Raw genomic sequence first — 13,944 nt, 5'->3', positions numbered from 1 at the left:
GAAAGGGGTAATACGACGCATCATTATGGACATTAAAATTGTTATCGCTGAAGAATCTTCATTGATTCGTCGCGGCCTATCCTCAATGATGCAAGCGCTGTCGTTACCCGCCTTCGGCATGAACCAGCAGTGCGTTCTGTCCGGCGAGGCGGCCTCTTCCGCTGAGCTTCAGTCGCTTCTTGGCCAGCATCACCCGGATATCGCTATTCTGGGCTATTCTCTGACAACCAGCCTTAGCCGTGCTCCGCTTGCGGCCATGGATGGTCTGAAGCTGTTGAGATGGCTTAATCAGACCTATCCTGCGCTCAACGTTATCCTGCTCTCGCCCTATGCAAACGCCACGCTTATTCGTCAGGCGCTAAAGGAAGGAGCCCGATCGTATCTGTCGCGCGATATCAACGAGAAAACCTTAAGCCAGGCGATTGCAACCGTCCTGAAAGGCGAGATCTATATCGAAAGCCAGCTGGTTAATATGCTTTTTCGTCATGAAAAGACGGACGTGGAGAAACTCTCGCCGCGGGAAATTGACGTGCTGCGCCTGATTTGCAACGGTTTAAATTTGAAGGAAATTGCACACCATATGCACTTGAGCATTAAAACGGTCAGCGCGCATAAGGTGCGGGCGATGGAAAAGCTGGATGTGAAAAATGACTGCCAGCTCTACTCTCTCATCATCAAGAACCAGATGTTTGACATCAGGATGTAGCACTCCCCCGCCGCCGCTACGGCGGGAGAGACAATCACGCCTCCGGCAGTTCCGCCAGCGGCCAGCGTGGACGGACGGACACGCTCAAATCGGACGTTGCGCCGGCGTTCAGGCGTACCATACCGGCATAGGCGATCATCGCCCCGTTATCGGTACAGAATTCCGGACGCGCATAGAACACTTCCCCATGACGCTTTTGCATCATCCCGGCGAGCTTCGCGCGTAGCGTACGGTTAGCGCTAACGCCACCTGCCATCACCAGACGCTTAAAGCCGGTCTGATCCAGCGCGCGTTTGCACTTGATCATCAGCGTATCAACCACCGCATCTTCAAACGCACGGGCGATATCCGCACGGGTCTGCTCGCTGTCGTCATTGTTGCGGATCGTATTGGCCGCGAAGGTCTTCAGGCCAGAGAAGCTGAAATCCAGCCCCGGGCGATCGGTCATCGGACGTGGGAAGACAAAGCGACCTTCCGTTCCCTGCGAGGCCATTTTGGACAGCATCGGGCCGCCAGGGTAATCCAGACCCAGCAGCTTGGCGGTTTTGTCGAAGGCTTCTCCGGCCGCGTCGTCAATCGACTCGCCCAGCAGCTCGTACTTGCCGATGCCCGTCACGCTAATCAGCTGGGTATGGCCGCCAGAGACCAGCAGCGCCACAAACGGAAACTCGGGCGGATTCTCTTCCAGCATGGGCGCCAGAAGATGCCCCTCCATATGGTGAACCGGAATGGCCGGGACATCCCACGCGAAGGCCAGCGAACGCCCCACCGTGGCACCGACCAGCAGCGCGCCGACCAGGCCCGGGCCTGCCGTGTAGGCTACGGCATCAATATCTTTTGAGTTCAGTCCGGCCTCTTTCAGCGCCGCCTGAATCAGGGGAACCGTTTTACGCACGTGGTCACGAGAGGCCAGTTCAGGCACGACGCCGCCGTAGTCAGCGTGCAATTTCACCTGACTATACAGTTGGTTGGCCAGAAGGCCTTTTTCGTCGTCGTAAATGGCGATGCCGGTTTCATCGCAGGATGTTTCAATACCCAGTACACGCATGACTTGTTTTACCTCGTTTCAGTACCGCGCAGTGTAGAGCCTGGGCGGGTTGATGTAAAACTTTGTTCGCCCCGGGACATACGCTCGTGTATACTCTTCCCCCTTATAAAAGTCCCTTTCAAAATCGCATCGGTGCTTTACAAAGCAGCAGCATTTGCAGTAAAATTCCGCACCATTTTGAAATAAGCTGGCGTTGATGCCAGCGGCAAACCGAATTTATTAAAGGTGAGAGTTACATGCCGGTAATTAAAGTACGTGAAAACGAGCCGTTCGACGTAGCACTGCGTCGCTTCAAACGTTCATGCGAGAAAGCAGGTGTTCTGGCTGAAGTTCGTCGTCGTGAGTTTTATGAAAAACCAACGACCGAACGTAAGCGCGCTAAAGCTTCCGCTGTGAAACGTCACGCGAAGAAACTGGCTCGCGAAAACGCACGCCGTACTCGTCTGTACTAATCTGTTGAGGGCTAAAGCCCTCAATTGACAGACAGAGTTGTAGTCGTAAGGCCGTGCTTCCGGAAGGAATGCGCGGCTTGTTTTCGTTTATAAGTCGCTTAAATTTTTGGGGCATATGGCCGGAAGAATCCCACGCGTTTTCATCAATGACCTGCTTGCCAGAACCGACATCGTCGATCTCATCGACGCGCGGGTAAAGCTAAAAAAGCAGGGCAAGAACTACCATGCGTGCTGTCCGTTCCATAACGAAAAAACCCCCTCTTTCACCGTTAACGGTGAAAAGCAGTTCTACCATTGCTTTGGCTGTGGCGCACACGGTAATGCCGTCGATTTTTTGATGAACTACGACAAACTCGAGTTCGTTGAAACCGTCGAAGAGCTGGCGGCGATGCATAACCTTGAAGTGCCGTATGAAGCGGGCAGTGGGCCAAGTCAGATCGAGCGCCATCAGCGGCAAACGCTGTATCAACTGATGGATGGCCTGAATTCGTTTTACCAACAGTCTCTAAAGCACTCTGCGGCTGAGCCTGCGCGTCAGTATCTGAACAAGCGCGGACTGAGCGACGATGTGATTGCGCGTTTCGCTATTGGTTACGCCCCGCCCGGCTGGGACAACGTGTTAAAGCGTTTTGGCGGCAATAGCGAAGATCGTAAATCCCTCATCGACGCAGGCATGCTGGTCACTAACGACCAGGGACGAAGCTACGACCGCTTCCGTGAACGGGTGATGTTCCCGATCCGCGACAAGCGTGGCCGGGTAATTGGTTTTGGTGGTCGCGTGCTGGGTGATGCCCTGCCGAAATACCTCAACTCCCCGGAAACCGATATTTTCCATAAGGGCCGCCAGCTCTACGGTCTTTATGAGGCGCAGCAGGATAATGCGGAACCTCCGCGGCTTCTGGTCGTCGAAGGTTATATGGACGTCGTTGCGCTGGCGCAGTACGACATTAACTACGCCGTTGCGTCACTGGGTACGTCCACCACGGCGGACCATATCCAGCTGCTGTTTCGCGTCACTAACAACGTGATTTGCTGTTACGACGGCGACCGCGCCGGACGCGACGCCGCGTGGCGCGCGCTGGAAACCGCGCTGCCGTACATGACCGACGGACGTCAGCTGCGCTTTATGTTCCTGCCCGACGGTGAAGACCCGGATACGCTGGTGCGTAAAGAGGGCAAAGCGGCATTTGAAGCGCGGATGGAGCAGGCTCAGCCGCTCTCCACGTTTCTGTTTAACAGCCTGATGCCGCAGGTCGACCTAAGTACCCCTGACGGGCGCGCGCAGCTCAGTACGCTGGCGCTGCCGTTAATCAGCCAGGTGCCCGGCGAAACGCTGCGCATCTATCTGCGTCAGGAGTTGGGCAATAAGCTCGGTATTCTGGACGACAGCCAGCTTGAGCGGTTAATGCCGAAACAGGCTGAAAACGGCACGGTTCGCCCCGCGCCTCAGCTAAAACGCACAACCATGCGTATACTGATAGGGTTACTGGTGCAGAACCCCGAACTTGCTCCGCAAGTGCCGTCACTGGCGGGTTTGAACCACGAAAAATTGCCGGGACTTGGCTTATTTTCAGAATTGGTCAACACTTGTTTGTCTCAGCCAGGTCTGACCACCGGACAACTTTTAGAACACTATCGCGGCACAAAAGAGGCCGCTACCCTTGAAAAACTGTCGATGTGGGACGATATAGCAGATAAGGATATCGCAGAAAAAACGTTCACCGACTCACTCAACCATATGTTTGATTCGATGCTTGAGTTGCGCCAGGAAGAGTTGATTGCTCGCGAGCGCACCCATGGCTTAAGCAGCGAAGAGCGCCGGGAACTCTGGATGATTAACCAGGAACTGGCGAAGAAATAAATCCTTTACGTTGTCAGACAACGTGAAGGATGACGTATTTAACGGCTTAAGTGCCGAATATCGATCGGGAAGCCCCCGGCAGCCGCACTGAGAGGCAGCGGCAAAAATATAAGTACGCCCTCGCTTTAAAGGTTGGCAGCCCTATCGCCGACACCAATCAAACGAATTAAGTGTGGATACCGTCTTATGGAGCAAAACCCGCAGTCACAGCTGAAACTTCTTGTCCAACGCGGTAAGGAGCAAGGCTATCTGACCTATGCCGAGGTCAATGACCATCTGCCGGAAGATATCGTCGATTCAGATCAGATCGAAGATATCATCCAAATGATCAATGACATGGGCATTCAGGTGATGGAAGAAGCACCGGATGCCGATGATCTGTTGCTGGCTGAAACCTCCAACAACACTGACGAAGATGCGGAAGAAGCTGCTGCACAGGTACTGTCCAGCGTGGAATCTGAAATCGGGCGTACCACTGACCCGGTCCGCATGTACATGCGCGAAATGGGTACCGTTGAACTGTTGACCCGCGAAGGCGAAATTGACATCGCAAAACGCATCGAAGACGGGATCAACCAGGTTCAGTGCTCTGTTGCCGAATACCCGGAAGCGATTACCTATCTGCTGGAGCAGTACGATCGCGTTGAAGCGGAAGAAGCGCGTCTGTCCGATCTGATCACCGGCTTTGTCGACCCGAACGCTGAAGAAGATATGGCGCCTACCGCCACTCACGTCGGTTCTGAGCTGTCTCAGGAAGAGATGGATGACGACGAAGACGAAGATGAAGAAGAAGACGACGACAGCAGCGATGACGACAACAGCATCGATCCCGAGCTGGCGCGTGAGAAATTTGCCGAGCTGCGTACCCAGTACGAAGTGACGCGTGACACCATCAAAGCGAAAGGCCGCAGCCATGCCGCCGCTCAGGAAGAGATCCTGAAACTGTCTGAAGTGTTCAAACAGTTCCGCCTGGTGCCAAAACAGTTCGACTACCTGGTAAACAGCATGCGCGTGATGATGGATCGCGTACGTACCCAGGAACGCATCATCATGAAGCTGTGCGTTGAGCAGTGCAAAATGCCGAAGAAGAACTTCATCACCCTCTTCACCGGCAACGAAACCAGCGAAACCTGGTTCAACGCCGCTATCGCGATGAACAAGCCGTGGTCTGAAAAACTGCACGATGTGAAAGAAGACGTGCAGCGCGGCCTGCAGAAACTGCACCAGATTGAAGAAGAGACCGGCCTGACCATCGAGCAGGTGAAAGACATCAACCGTCGTATGTCCATCGGTGAAGCGAAGGCCCGCCGTGCGAAGAAAGAGATGGTTGAAGCGAACTTACGTCTGGTTATCTCTATCGCCAAGAAATACACCAACCGTGGCCTGCAGTTCCTGGATCTGATTCAGGAAGGCAACATCGGTCTGATGAAAGCGGTAGATAAGTTTGAATACCGTCGTGGTTACAAGTTCTCCACCTATGCTACCTGGTGGATCCGTCAGGCGATCACCCGCTCTATCGCAGACCAGGCGCGCACCATCCGTATTCCGGTGCATATGATTGAGACGATCAACAAGCTCAACCGTATTTCCCGCCAGATGCTGCAGGAGATGGGCCGCGAGCCGACGCCGGAAGAGCTGGCCGAGCGCATGCTGATGCCGGAAGACAAGATCCGTAAAGTGCTGAAGATCGCCAAAGAGCCTATCTCCATGGAAACACCAATCGGTGATGATGAAGATTCGCATCTGGGGGATTTCATCGAGGATACCACCCTCGAGCTGCCGCTGGACTCTGCCACCACCGAGAGCCTGCGTGCCGCCACGCACGACGTTCTGGCTGGCCTGACCGCGCGTGAAGCAAAAGTGCTGCGTATGCGTTTCGGTATCGATATGAATACCGACCACACGCTGGAAGAAGTGGGTAAACAGTTCGACGTGACCCGCGAACGTATCCGTCAGATCGAAGCGAAGGCGCTGCGTAAGCTGCGCCACCCGAGCCGCTCTGAAGTGCTGCGTAGCTTCCTGGACGACTAATCCAGATAAATAGCAAAAAGCTCCCAATCGGGAGCTTTTTTTTGTTCATTCCCTCTCCCTGTGGGAGAGGGTCAGGGTGAGGGCATCATACCGCAGAGGATCCTAAAGCCCCCGCACCATCAGCGCCTCGTCGAGTTCCCGATACGCCTCAACCAGCTTATCCAGCGTTGCCCTGTTCAGCCCGCTCGGATTCGGCAACACCCAGACCTGCGTCACCCCAATGGTGATATTCTGCTTACCCCACTTTGCGCCGCGCTGGCTGAACGCCTGCTCGTAGGCCTGCTTGCCGAGGATCGCCAGCGCAGCGGGCTGGTAGTCCTCAATTTTCTTGACCAGCTCGCGCCCACCGGTGCGCAGCTCGTGCAGGTTAACCTCGCTCGCCTGCACGGTGGGCCGCTCCACCAGCATGGTGATCCCGCAGCGCGTATCCAGCAGATGCTGCTCCTCTTCAGGCTTAAGTAACCGGTCGGTAAACCCGGCCTGATAGATAACCTTCCAGAAGCGATTCCCCGGATGGGCAAAGTGAAAACCGGTGTGTGCCGAAGACTTGCCCGGATTAATACCGCAGAACACCACCCGCAGCCCAGGGGCCAGAATATCGTTGATCATCTCTACTCCTGTCTATGCATCATAAGAGAAGTATAAAGGATTGATTATGCATTGTTTATAAAAACAGCAGGCAGGTGTGAATGGCTGGATTGCTGAGGGGAGTTACTTTATAATTCACCGCCACGGCCCCTTAGCTCAGTGGTTAGAGCAGGCGACTCATAATCGCTTGGTCGCTGGTTCAAGTCCAGCAGGGGCCACCAAATTTTAGATTTAGAATCATCCATTTAAGCCACTCTCGCGAGTGGCTTTTTTGTTGCCTGAATTTACCGTGGCGATGAAATGGCGGTACTGAGGGCTTCTCATAGCAATAAAAAAACCGCACAAGGCGGTTTTTTAGTGAAGCGGCTAACGCTACCTGCCGTTCGCCGATGGCCCCCGGGCGCGTTCTGGCATTCCTGGGGCAGCAATTAGGCGTTCGACGGACTCCATAGTGACAAACGTACAGCTGCAATCGACATTGGTGCACTGATGATAACGCTCTTTGGTATTTTCACTTAAATAGCGGCTGGTGCGAGCATGTGCCGAGTGTTTGCATTTAGGACAATGAAACATAAAGCCTCCGTAAAATTCACATAATGTGAATTTATAATACCCTAAAAGGGATTAATTGAAAGCTTATTGCTCACCATCGATAGAAAATTTTTCGTCAGAGATGTCAGGTTCAAGCTGCAGCTCGGTCGTAAAGCCTCTCTCGTTAAGGTTATGTATAACCCGGCTGACGATCCATGCCTGCTCGTCAATGGCACGCTTGAAGCCCTTCACCAGGACAGGGGTTTCGGGAAAGAGATCGGCTTTCCCCAGCGCCAGCTGGATTGAAAATTTCACGACCCCGCGCTGGAGCGCGCGCCACTTCGCCTCAGCCGCCCTGAGCGCCTGCTCTTCTGAGGCAAAAATCGTGGTCAGCTCAAAGACGTTGTCTGCGGCACCAACCAGCTTCTCCTGCGGCGCCTGCGCAGTGCTGTCGGGCGTCACGGCGGCGTCGGGATGGGGTAACGCGCCTGACACTGCTGCCGGCGGCAGGCGATTAATACTGACTGTGGGGTGTTGCTTTTTGGGGTCGCTCGTTTGCAGCCATTTGGCCGTCACGCCGGAATACGCTTCGCGATCGGCGATGGAAAAACTGTGCCTGTCTCCATCGGCGCGTTCAATCACCTTTAACGATACAGGCCTGCCGCTGGCCGTTACGGCACTGCCCGCCTTCATGAAAAGCACCTTCCCTTCCTTAACGGCTACAAACGCGCCATTACGTTCAGCCAGGCGGGAGAGGAACGCGGCATCGGTCTCCTGAGACTGGTCGATATGGGCAATGGCTACGGACGAAAACTCCGCCGCCACGCTGGCGCTAAGCTGGTTACGCTGTGCGACGGCATCAACTATCGCGCCAATAGTGGTGTCATGCCATGACTGCTCGCGGCGAACGTTGAGCTTGCCACGAAAATCGGCGCTGCGCCCGCGAATGGTTAACCGGTCCGGCGCCCCCCGAAATTCAATATCATCGACCGTAAAACTCCCTTTTAGCTCCAGTGGAATACCCTGCCAGCCCAGCCATAGCGTAATAAACGCGCCGCGAGCCGGCAGGTCTAACAGACCGTCGGAATCATCCAGCTCGATGTCCACCCGATCGGCTTCCAGTCCGCGGTTGTCGGTCATGGTCAGGCGGATAAGGCGGTTGCTAAAATTTTGCGTAATATCACGGCCATCAAGCTTGAGCATAAAATCGGGGGCTATTTTCCCTCCAGCCTGGATATTCATTTCCGCGATCATCCCAGCAGCCCTCCGATTTCGTTACGCGCGCTTGTCACCAGCTCTTCAGCCTGCGTTCTCAGGTCGCCAAACATCGCCATCAGCGATTCGTCCACCCGCTTCAGAGAAAGCGTAAAATCGATTTTCCGCGCCGTACCATCGCTGTAAAAATCCGTATGGACATGAGTCACCTTTTCGATAACAAACATGCCATGGATAATGCCCGTCCCGTCGATCAGCGGCCAGGCTCGACCCTCATTCGCCATCAGCTCAATAGCTTTCAGGGACAATCGCCCTCCGGTGATTTCAGGATAAAGCGTCCCGGAGAGCGTATGGGATGTGTCACCCTCCCCCAGATACTGCCAGGCTTTCGGCTTTCCGATGCGATCGTTAGAGGCCCAGCGGTAATCCTTTGAAAACTGCATTGACTGATACGGTAAGGTTCGTCGTTCGAAGACAAACAGCCCCAGCACCATTAACATTTTCTCTCTCCCTAACCATACATAAAGCTGGATCGCCGATCCGCCGCTCTCTGATTTTCTCTGCTATCCAGGGCATCCTGAATTTGCCGGCTGAGACTCGCGCCGGATGCCATGTCACCCTGCAGCGTGAAGTGATATTCGTTCTTGCTCTGATCGACATAAGAGCGACCGCCCGTGGCGATGGCTGGCTGATATTTCTGGTAGCCACCATAGATCGATGTCGGCGGAATATAAGAACTCCCCGACGCAGAGGACGCTGACTCTGCCTTCGCCGCAGCGGGCTCAATATTGTCCGACTCTTTTTTAATAAGACCGAGTTTATCCAGCAGCCAGGTCGCCTTGCCGCTCAGGCTGTTAAACAGATTAAGCGGCGCCATCAACGCATCCCCCAGCGCCTGGCCGAACGCCACACCCGCGTTTTTACAGCTGTCGAGGGTTTGCTGGGCTGCTTTGACAGGCGTAATCAGGTCGGTGAACCACTGCCAGATCCCGCTCAGTTTTTCCGAGATGTAATCAAACGCCTTCAGAAGCGGAGAAAACAGCTCCCCCAGTGGCGCGAAGACCACGGAAAGGCCTTCGACCACCCCGGCAAAGAAGGCGCTGACGGGTTCCCAGTATTTAAAAATCAGTAATGCACCCGCAGCAATCGCCGCACCAATGGCAATGATGGGCCAGCTGAGGGCACCGAGGATCGTCATAATGCTGCCGCCGACCACGCTAAAGGTGGTGCCTAACATTCCCGCGGCGGTTATGACCAGGTTCAGGCCCGTCAGAATCGGTGCGACGACCATAACTAACCCGCCCACTATGCCGGCAAACGCCTGCGCGCCGACAACAACGCCGACCAGGCCTTGCGTCAGCTCAGGGTTAGCGTTCACCCAAAGCGAGAGCGTACTGAGCCATCCGGTCGCGGTGGTGGTCAGGGTGCGCAACGCGCCATCCGCCTTATCAAAGACGTCAATCTTCAGGCCGCTCCACGCCGGCTGGAGCTTGTTAACATCGCCGTCGAGGTTATCAGTCCGAATGGACGCCAGCCGCGCGGAACTGCCATCAGCCCCCTGAAGCTGCTGGCTTTTCTCAGCGAGCGTTCCGTTGCCCGCAGCCGAAACCAGTATTCCTGCTTCCCGCGCGTTAGCCTGACCGAAGATGGCCTTCAGGTACGCCGTCTGCTGCGCCGTGCCGAGCTTGCTCTTTTCGAAAGAGTCGGAGATAGCCTTAAGGATATTTTCCGCCGGTAGCAGATTGCCTTGCCCGTCATGGGTCTGCACGTTGAGTTCACCAAGCGCCGCAGAGCGCTGGCTGTTCGGCAGCTGAAGCTGGCTCAGCACAGCGCTGACCCCGGCGCCGGCAGCGGTCCCTTTCACCCCCTTTTCCATCAGAATGCCCAGCAGTGCCGTGGTCTCTTCAAGGCTGACGCCTGCGCTGCTGGCGGCTGGCGCGGCAGAGGCAACGGCAGTCCCCAGCTCGGTGAGGCTGGTACCAGACGTGGTAAATCCGCGGGTGAGAACGTCTGCGATACGCCCGGCATCGGTGCTCGCCAGATTAAACGCGGTCTGTGCATCGCTGATGATGTCGGCCGCTTTTGCTGCATCAACATCTCCCGCAAGGCTGAGGTTGACCGCGGGAGCCGTAGCCGCAAGCACCCCATCGGCGTCATATCCTGAGCGCACCAGCTCGCGCTGCGCCAGAACGATAGTATCCGTTGAGGTTCCCGTACTGACGCTGACGTCCTTCGCCTGCTGGCGTATGGCCTCAAGCCTGGCGTCGCCCTTCTCCAGCCCCAGATTTGCCTGAATGGCAGACATCTGCTTTTCAAGGCTGATACCCGGCGCCATAAAACGGGACGTCTGGTCGAACCCCGCTTTTGCCATACCCACGCCCGCGCCGGCAAGCTGATGCACGCGCGAGACAACACGTTTGCCGGACTCGTAGCGGCTCTGAACGGCATTGAGCCGCGCCTGCTGCTGACTGACCCGGGCAAGCGCCTCTCTCTGCTCGTTGAGGTGCAGCGTTTTTTCGCTGATGCTCTTTCTTAAACGACGTTCATCTGATGCCAGGGTGCGCGTGTTAATCCCCGCCTGTGCAAGTTCGCCTCGCTGACGCTGCATGGACTGGCGCAACGTGTTGTACTCAAGCTTCAGGCCGGCTACGGATTGTCGTGCTCCCGCCAGCGCCTCGCTCTGCTCGCGGGTCGGGTTTTGCGTGTTTCGTAGTTCGAGCGCCAGCGCCGCCGTCTGTTGTTTCGCCTGGGCAAGCGCCTGCCCCGTGACGGCAAGCTGGCTGCCTGTTTTTCTGAACCCATCAACGCGGGCCGCCTGCTCGTCGAGCGCGCGCAGAGCCGCCTGCGAATCACGGATCGCGCTCTCAAGAGAGAGGCCGGCATTCTGGATAGCCTTAAGCGGTCGGCTTGCCCGGTCGACTGCATTCAGCAGCTCCTGAAGTCTGACATTATTACTCATGGTGGTTTCCGCTTCGCTGTAGCGCCTTTTCGCGCCATATGAGGAGCTCGGTCACGCTCAGGGAGTACAGCTCTGACGGCGGCCAGTGAAAAATCACCGCGATATCCGCCATCAGATCGTCGACCGACAGGTTTTCGGGAAATCTCAGCGAGCCGAAGTCGGTGACAAAAAACCGACCACCTTACCGGCAAACGAGAGCAGGTCGGAGGCATCCAGACGCGCAATCTCATGTTCGGTCAGCGCCGGAGAGGTCATTCGCGGCAGCACCTTAATCAGGGCATCCACGTCGGATTGCGCCAGCGACGCCAGCGAAACGCCACGCAGGGTGCCCGCATTCGGTTTTGCGACGGTCACTTTTTCGATTTTTTGCTCGCCGCGCAGAACGGGGCTATCAAGCGTGACGGTGTTTGGATTTTCGCTTTCGTTGATAACGGTCTCGTTGATATTTTCCATTTCGTTACTCTCAAAAAGGGGAAGTAACCGGCCAGCAGCTGCGGCCGGTTAAGGGTTACAGGCCGATGGCCTTACGGTGTTCCGCCAGACGATCGACGCCGTCGACCTTCAGCACCATGTTGATGATGTCAATCTCGATGACCTCTTTGCCATCGATAGTGAGCTGGTAGTAGGCACACTCGGTGGACATCTTGGTGGTGCCGCTTTCGCCCTGCTTGTTCTCGCCGCCATCGAACTCTTTATGACGGCCGCGCATCACGATCTCCACCGCAGAGATTTCGCCGGTATCGTCACGCTGGAAGGATCCGGTAAAACGCAGCGGCACGCTGTCCGCGCCCGGAGAGGCATACTGTGCCCACAGCGCGACGTCCGGCAGACCACCAATGGTCCACTCCAGCGCCAGGGCGTCATCGTCCAGGCCGAGGTCGACGGAGACCGAGCCCGGCATACCGCCGCCGCGATATTTCTCCAGCTTGCGGGTGAGCTTCGGTAAGGTGACAGACTCAACAACGCCCATATAGCTCAGGCCATCGTTGAACATATTCAGATATTTAAGTTTGCGTGGTAACGCCATGCTTCAGCTCCTTAGCTGTTAACCGAATCTGACAGGTCTGCCAGATAGGTATCCGTGATGCGCTGGCGCAGGGTCAGATTCTCCAGCGGCGGAACAGGGGTGTAGTCGTAGTCGATATACAGTTTCCCGGCTTTGAGGGTCGACACGTCATTCGATTCCGGGTCATACCAGCAGGAGCCGTCAACGATATAGCCATTGGTTTTCAGCTCACGGAATTTGGCGTTGATACCGGAAATGATGTCGCGGATAAGCGTTGGGGTAATGGGTTTATCCATCGCCCATGCGTGCGCTTCCGCCATGGTGTCGGCCAGTACCTGTGCGGTACGGGTGTAGTTTTCAAACAGGAATAACGGATCGTCAGAGCAGGTACGGTTGCCCCAGAATTTGAAACCGTCATTGCGAATCAGCGTGGTCACGCCCGCCTGGTTCAGCAGGTTGGCATCGGTAGCCTGTTCCTGCAGATCCCAGGAGACAGAGGCGCTCACGCCGGTGACGCCGTTGACGCCCACGTTGGACAGGGTTTTATGCCAGCCGGTGGTCTGGTCGATCTTGGCGCGCAGGCCAAGCGCGCGCGCGGTCGCCCAGGCCGTTTTGGTGACGTTCGTCGCGGTATCCCACGCCAGGAAATCCGGGTGAATCACCATCAGCTCGCGCTGGCTGAAGTTTGTGCGGTAGCTGATCGCCTCAGGAATGGTTTTACAGCCCCATGCGCTGACATAGCCAAACGCGCGCAGGCTCTGGCACGTCGCTGCCAGCGCGGTCGCCACTTCCTGCGAATCCAGCCCCGGTACGCCGAGAATGCGTGGCTTAACGCCGGTCACCGTTTTGGCGGTGAGAAGCGCCTTCAGGCCGGTATATTTGCCGTTTTCGTCGGTGGTACCGATGATGTTAGAGATAGTCTGCTTCTGTGCTGCATCAGGATCTTCCGGGTTGTCGATACCTTCGGCAACGCGCACAACCACAACGACCGGCTTGCACTGGTCAGCGATAGCCTGCAGGGAGGCAGAGAGCGTCCCCTGTTTGCCGGCTTTCGCAATGGCGGATTGTACATTGGTAATGAGCACTGGCTCGTTAAGAGGAAATGTCTGTTCGTCAGCATCGCTGGCCGTACAGACCATACCGATGATTGCCGTCGAGACGGTAGAAATGGTGCGCGTGCCATCGTTGATTTCGATGACTTCCACGCCGTGGTGATAGTCGCCCATCCGTTTAACTCCGTGGTTTAGTGGTGAGGCTATTTTCACTTGAGTAGAGAACGCTTGAAACGTAATGCCGTTGGAGGGAGGGCAGCACAACGCACAGTGGCCGGTTGAGCAGAGTTAAAACGAGAATTAATTAGTTTTAGCGATCGATTGAGAAGAAATAATCGCCATTGAATGTATTCACTGGATAGCTAAGCGAATATCGACGCTATCCTCAATAATGAGGAGAGGTGTTCAGGTAAAATCAGGAGTAATGACGATTTGGCAGCGAGAGGATGGGTGTACTGTTAAAAAAAATGCACCTTACTCTCTGGAGTATCCAAA

At 55.7% G+C, this 13,944-nt stretch carries 14 protein-coding genes and 1 tRNA gene; 5 read left to right on the top strand and 10 right to left on the bottom strand.

Annotated elements, in window-relative coordinates; genetic code table 11:
* Positions 1-25 precede the first annotated feature (25 nt).
* Complete coding sequence (locus MOQ06_RS02150; RefSeq protein WP_242170462.1) at positions 26-706, top strand: response regulator transcription factor; 681 nt, start codon at positions 26-28, stop codon at positions 704-706.
* Between the two features lie 34 nt (positions 707-740).
* Here the strand turns inward: MOQ06_RS02150 and tsaD are convergent, their stop codons facing one another.
* The gene (gene tsaD / locus MOQ06_RS02145; protein WP_176609455.1) at positions 741-1,754 is read right to left on the bottom strand and encodes a tRNA (adenosine(37)-N6)-threonylcarbamoyltransferase complex transferase subunit TsaD; all 1,014 of its coding nucleotides are present in this window, start codon (positions 1,752-1,754) and stop codon (positions 741-743) included.
* 236 nt (positions 1,755-1,990) lie between these two features.
* Here tsaD and rpsU point away from each other — a divergent pair, with 236 nt between their 5' ends.
* The 3 genes from rpsU to rpoD all read left to right on the top strand — a co-directional run bounded on the left by rpsU (position 1,991) and on the right by rpoD (position 6,098).
* Positions 1,991-2,206, top strand: coding sequence for a 30S ribosomal protein S21 (gene rpsU, locus MOQ06_RS02140; RefSeq protein WP_001144069.1), 216 nt, complete (start codon positions 1,991-1,993; stop codon positions 2,204-2,206).
* 115 nt (positions 2,207-2,321) lie between these two features.
* The gene (gene dnaG / locus MOQ06_RS02135) at positions 2,322-4,067 is read left to right on the top strand and encodes a DNA primase (protein ID WP_003862574.1); all 1,746 of its coding nucleotides are present in this window, start codon (positions 2,322-2,324) and stop codon (positions 4,065-4,067) included.
* Between the two features lie 186 nt (positions 4,068-4,253).
* Entirely contained in the window at positions 4,254-6,098 is a 1,845-nt protein-coding gene (gene rpoD / locus MOQ06_RS02130; RefSeq protein ID WP_006812010.1) for an RNA polymerase sigma factor RpoD, read from the top strand.
* A gap of 102 nt (positions 6,099-6,200) precedes the next feature.
* On the opposite strand, the gene mug is transcribed toward rpoD, so the two are convergent.
* Positions 6,201-6,707, bottom strand: a complete 507-nt coding sequence (gene mug / locus MOQ06_RS02125) for a G/U mismatch-specific DNA glycosylase (protein WP_193355012.1) — start codon at positions 6,705-6,707, stop codon at positions 6,201-6,203.
* A gap of 124 nt (positions 6,708-6,831) precedes the next feature.
* Between mug and MOQ06_RS02120 the strand changes: the two genes are divergently transcribed.
* A tRNA-Ile gene (locus tag MOQ06_RS02120) sits at positions 6,832-6,907 on the top strand.
* 151 nt (positions 6,908-7,058) lie between these two features.
* Here MOQ06_RS02120 and MOQ06_RS02115 read toward each other — a convergent pair.
* The 8 genes from MOQ06_RS02115 to MOQ06_RS02080 all read right to left on the bottom strand — a co-directional run bounded on the left by MOQ06_RS02115 (position 7,059) and on the right by MOQ06_RS02080 (position 13,623).
* Positions 7,059-7,259 carry an ogr/Delta-like zinc finger family protein gene (locus MOQ06_RS02115; RefSeq protein WP_148418430.1) on the bottom strand — a complete coding sequence of 67 codons (201 nt, stop codon included), beginning with the start codon at positions 7,257-7,259 and terminating at the stop codon, positions 7,059-7,061.
* Between the two features lie 63 nt (positions 7,260-7,322).
* Positions 7,323-8,471, bottom strand: coding sequence for a phage late control D family protein (locus tag MOQ06_RS02110; RefSeq protein WP_242170459.1), 1,149 nt, complete (start codon positions 8,469-8,471; stop codon positions 7,323-7,325).
* Positions 8,468-8,932 carry a phage tail protein gene (locus MOQ06_RS02105; protein ID WP_148418428.1) on the bottom strand — a complete coding sequence of 155 codons (465 nt, stop codon included), beginning with the start codon at positions 8,930-8,932 and terminating at the stop codon, positions 8,468-8,470. Before MOQ06_RS02105 ends, MOQ06_RS02110 begins: the two co-directional genes overlap by 4 nt.
* Before the next feature lie 11 nt (positions 8,933-8,943).
* Positions 8,944-11,391: a phage tail tape measure protein gene (locus tag MOQ06_RS02100; RefSeq protein WP_242170457.1), complete on the bottom strand. Its 2,448-nt coding sequence runs from the start codon at positions 11,389-11,391 to the stop codon at positions 8,944-8,946.
* Positions 11,384-11,539 (bottom strand): GpE family phage tail protein, encoded by a 156-nt coding sequence (locus tag MOQ06_RS02095; RefSeq protein WP_322091054.1) that lies wholly within the window; start codon positions 11,537-11,539, stop codon positions 11,384-11,386. The genes MOQ06_RS02100 and MOQ06_RS02095 overlap by 8 nt, the downstream gene beginning before the upstream one ends.
* Positions 11,536-11,844, bottom strand: a complete 309-nt coding sequence (locus tag MOQ06_RS02090) for a phage tail assembly protein (RefSeq protein ID WP_038420626.1) — start codon at positions 11,842-11,844, stop codon at positions 11,536-11,538. Before MOQ06_RS02090 ends, MOQ06_RS02095 begins: the two co-directional genes overlap by 4 nt.
* A 55-nt stretch (positions 11,845-11,899) precedes the next feature.
* Positions 11,900-12,418 carry a phage major tail tube protein gene (locus tag MOQ06_RS02085; protein ID WP_014833332.1) on the bottom strand — a complete coding sequence of 173 codons (519 nt, stop codon included), beginning with the start codon at positions 12,416-12,418 and terminating at the stop codon, positions 11,900-11,902.
* A gap of 11 nt (positions 12,419-12,429) precedes the next feature.
* Positions 12,430-13,623, bottom strand: coding sequence for a phage tail sheath protein (locus tag MOQ06_RS02080; RefSeq protein ID WP_242170454.1), 1,194 nt, complete (start codon positions 13,621-13,623; stop codon positions 12,430-12,432).
* Positions 13,624-13,944 lie beyond the last annotated feature (321 nt).

Origin of the sequence: Enterobacter sp. I4 (assembly GCF_022669095.1) — a bacterium.
In the GTDB taxonomy this organism is placed as follows: Bacteria; Pseudomonadota; Gammaproteobacteria; order Enterobacterales; family Enterobacteriaceae; genus Enterobacter; species Enterobacter pasteurii.
This window is presented reverse-complemented; position numbering and strand designations above follow the sequence as displayed.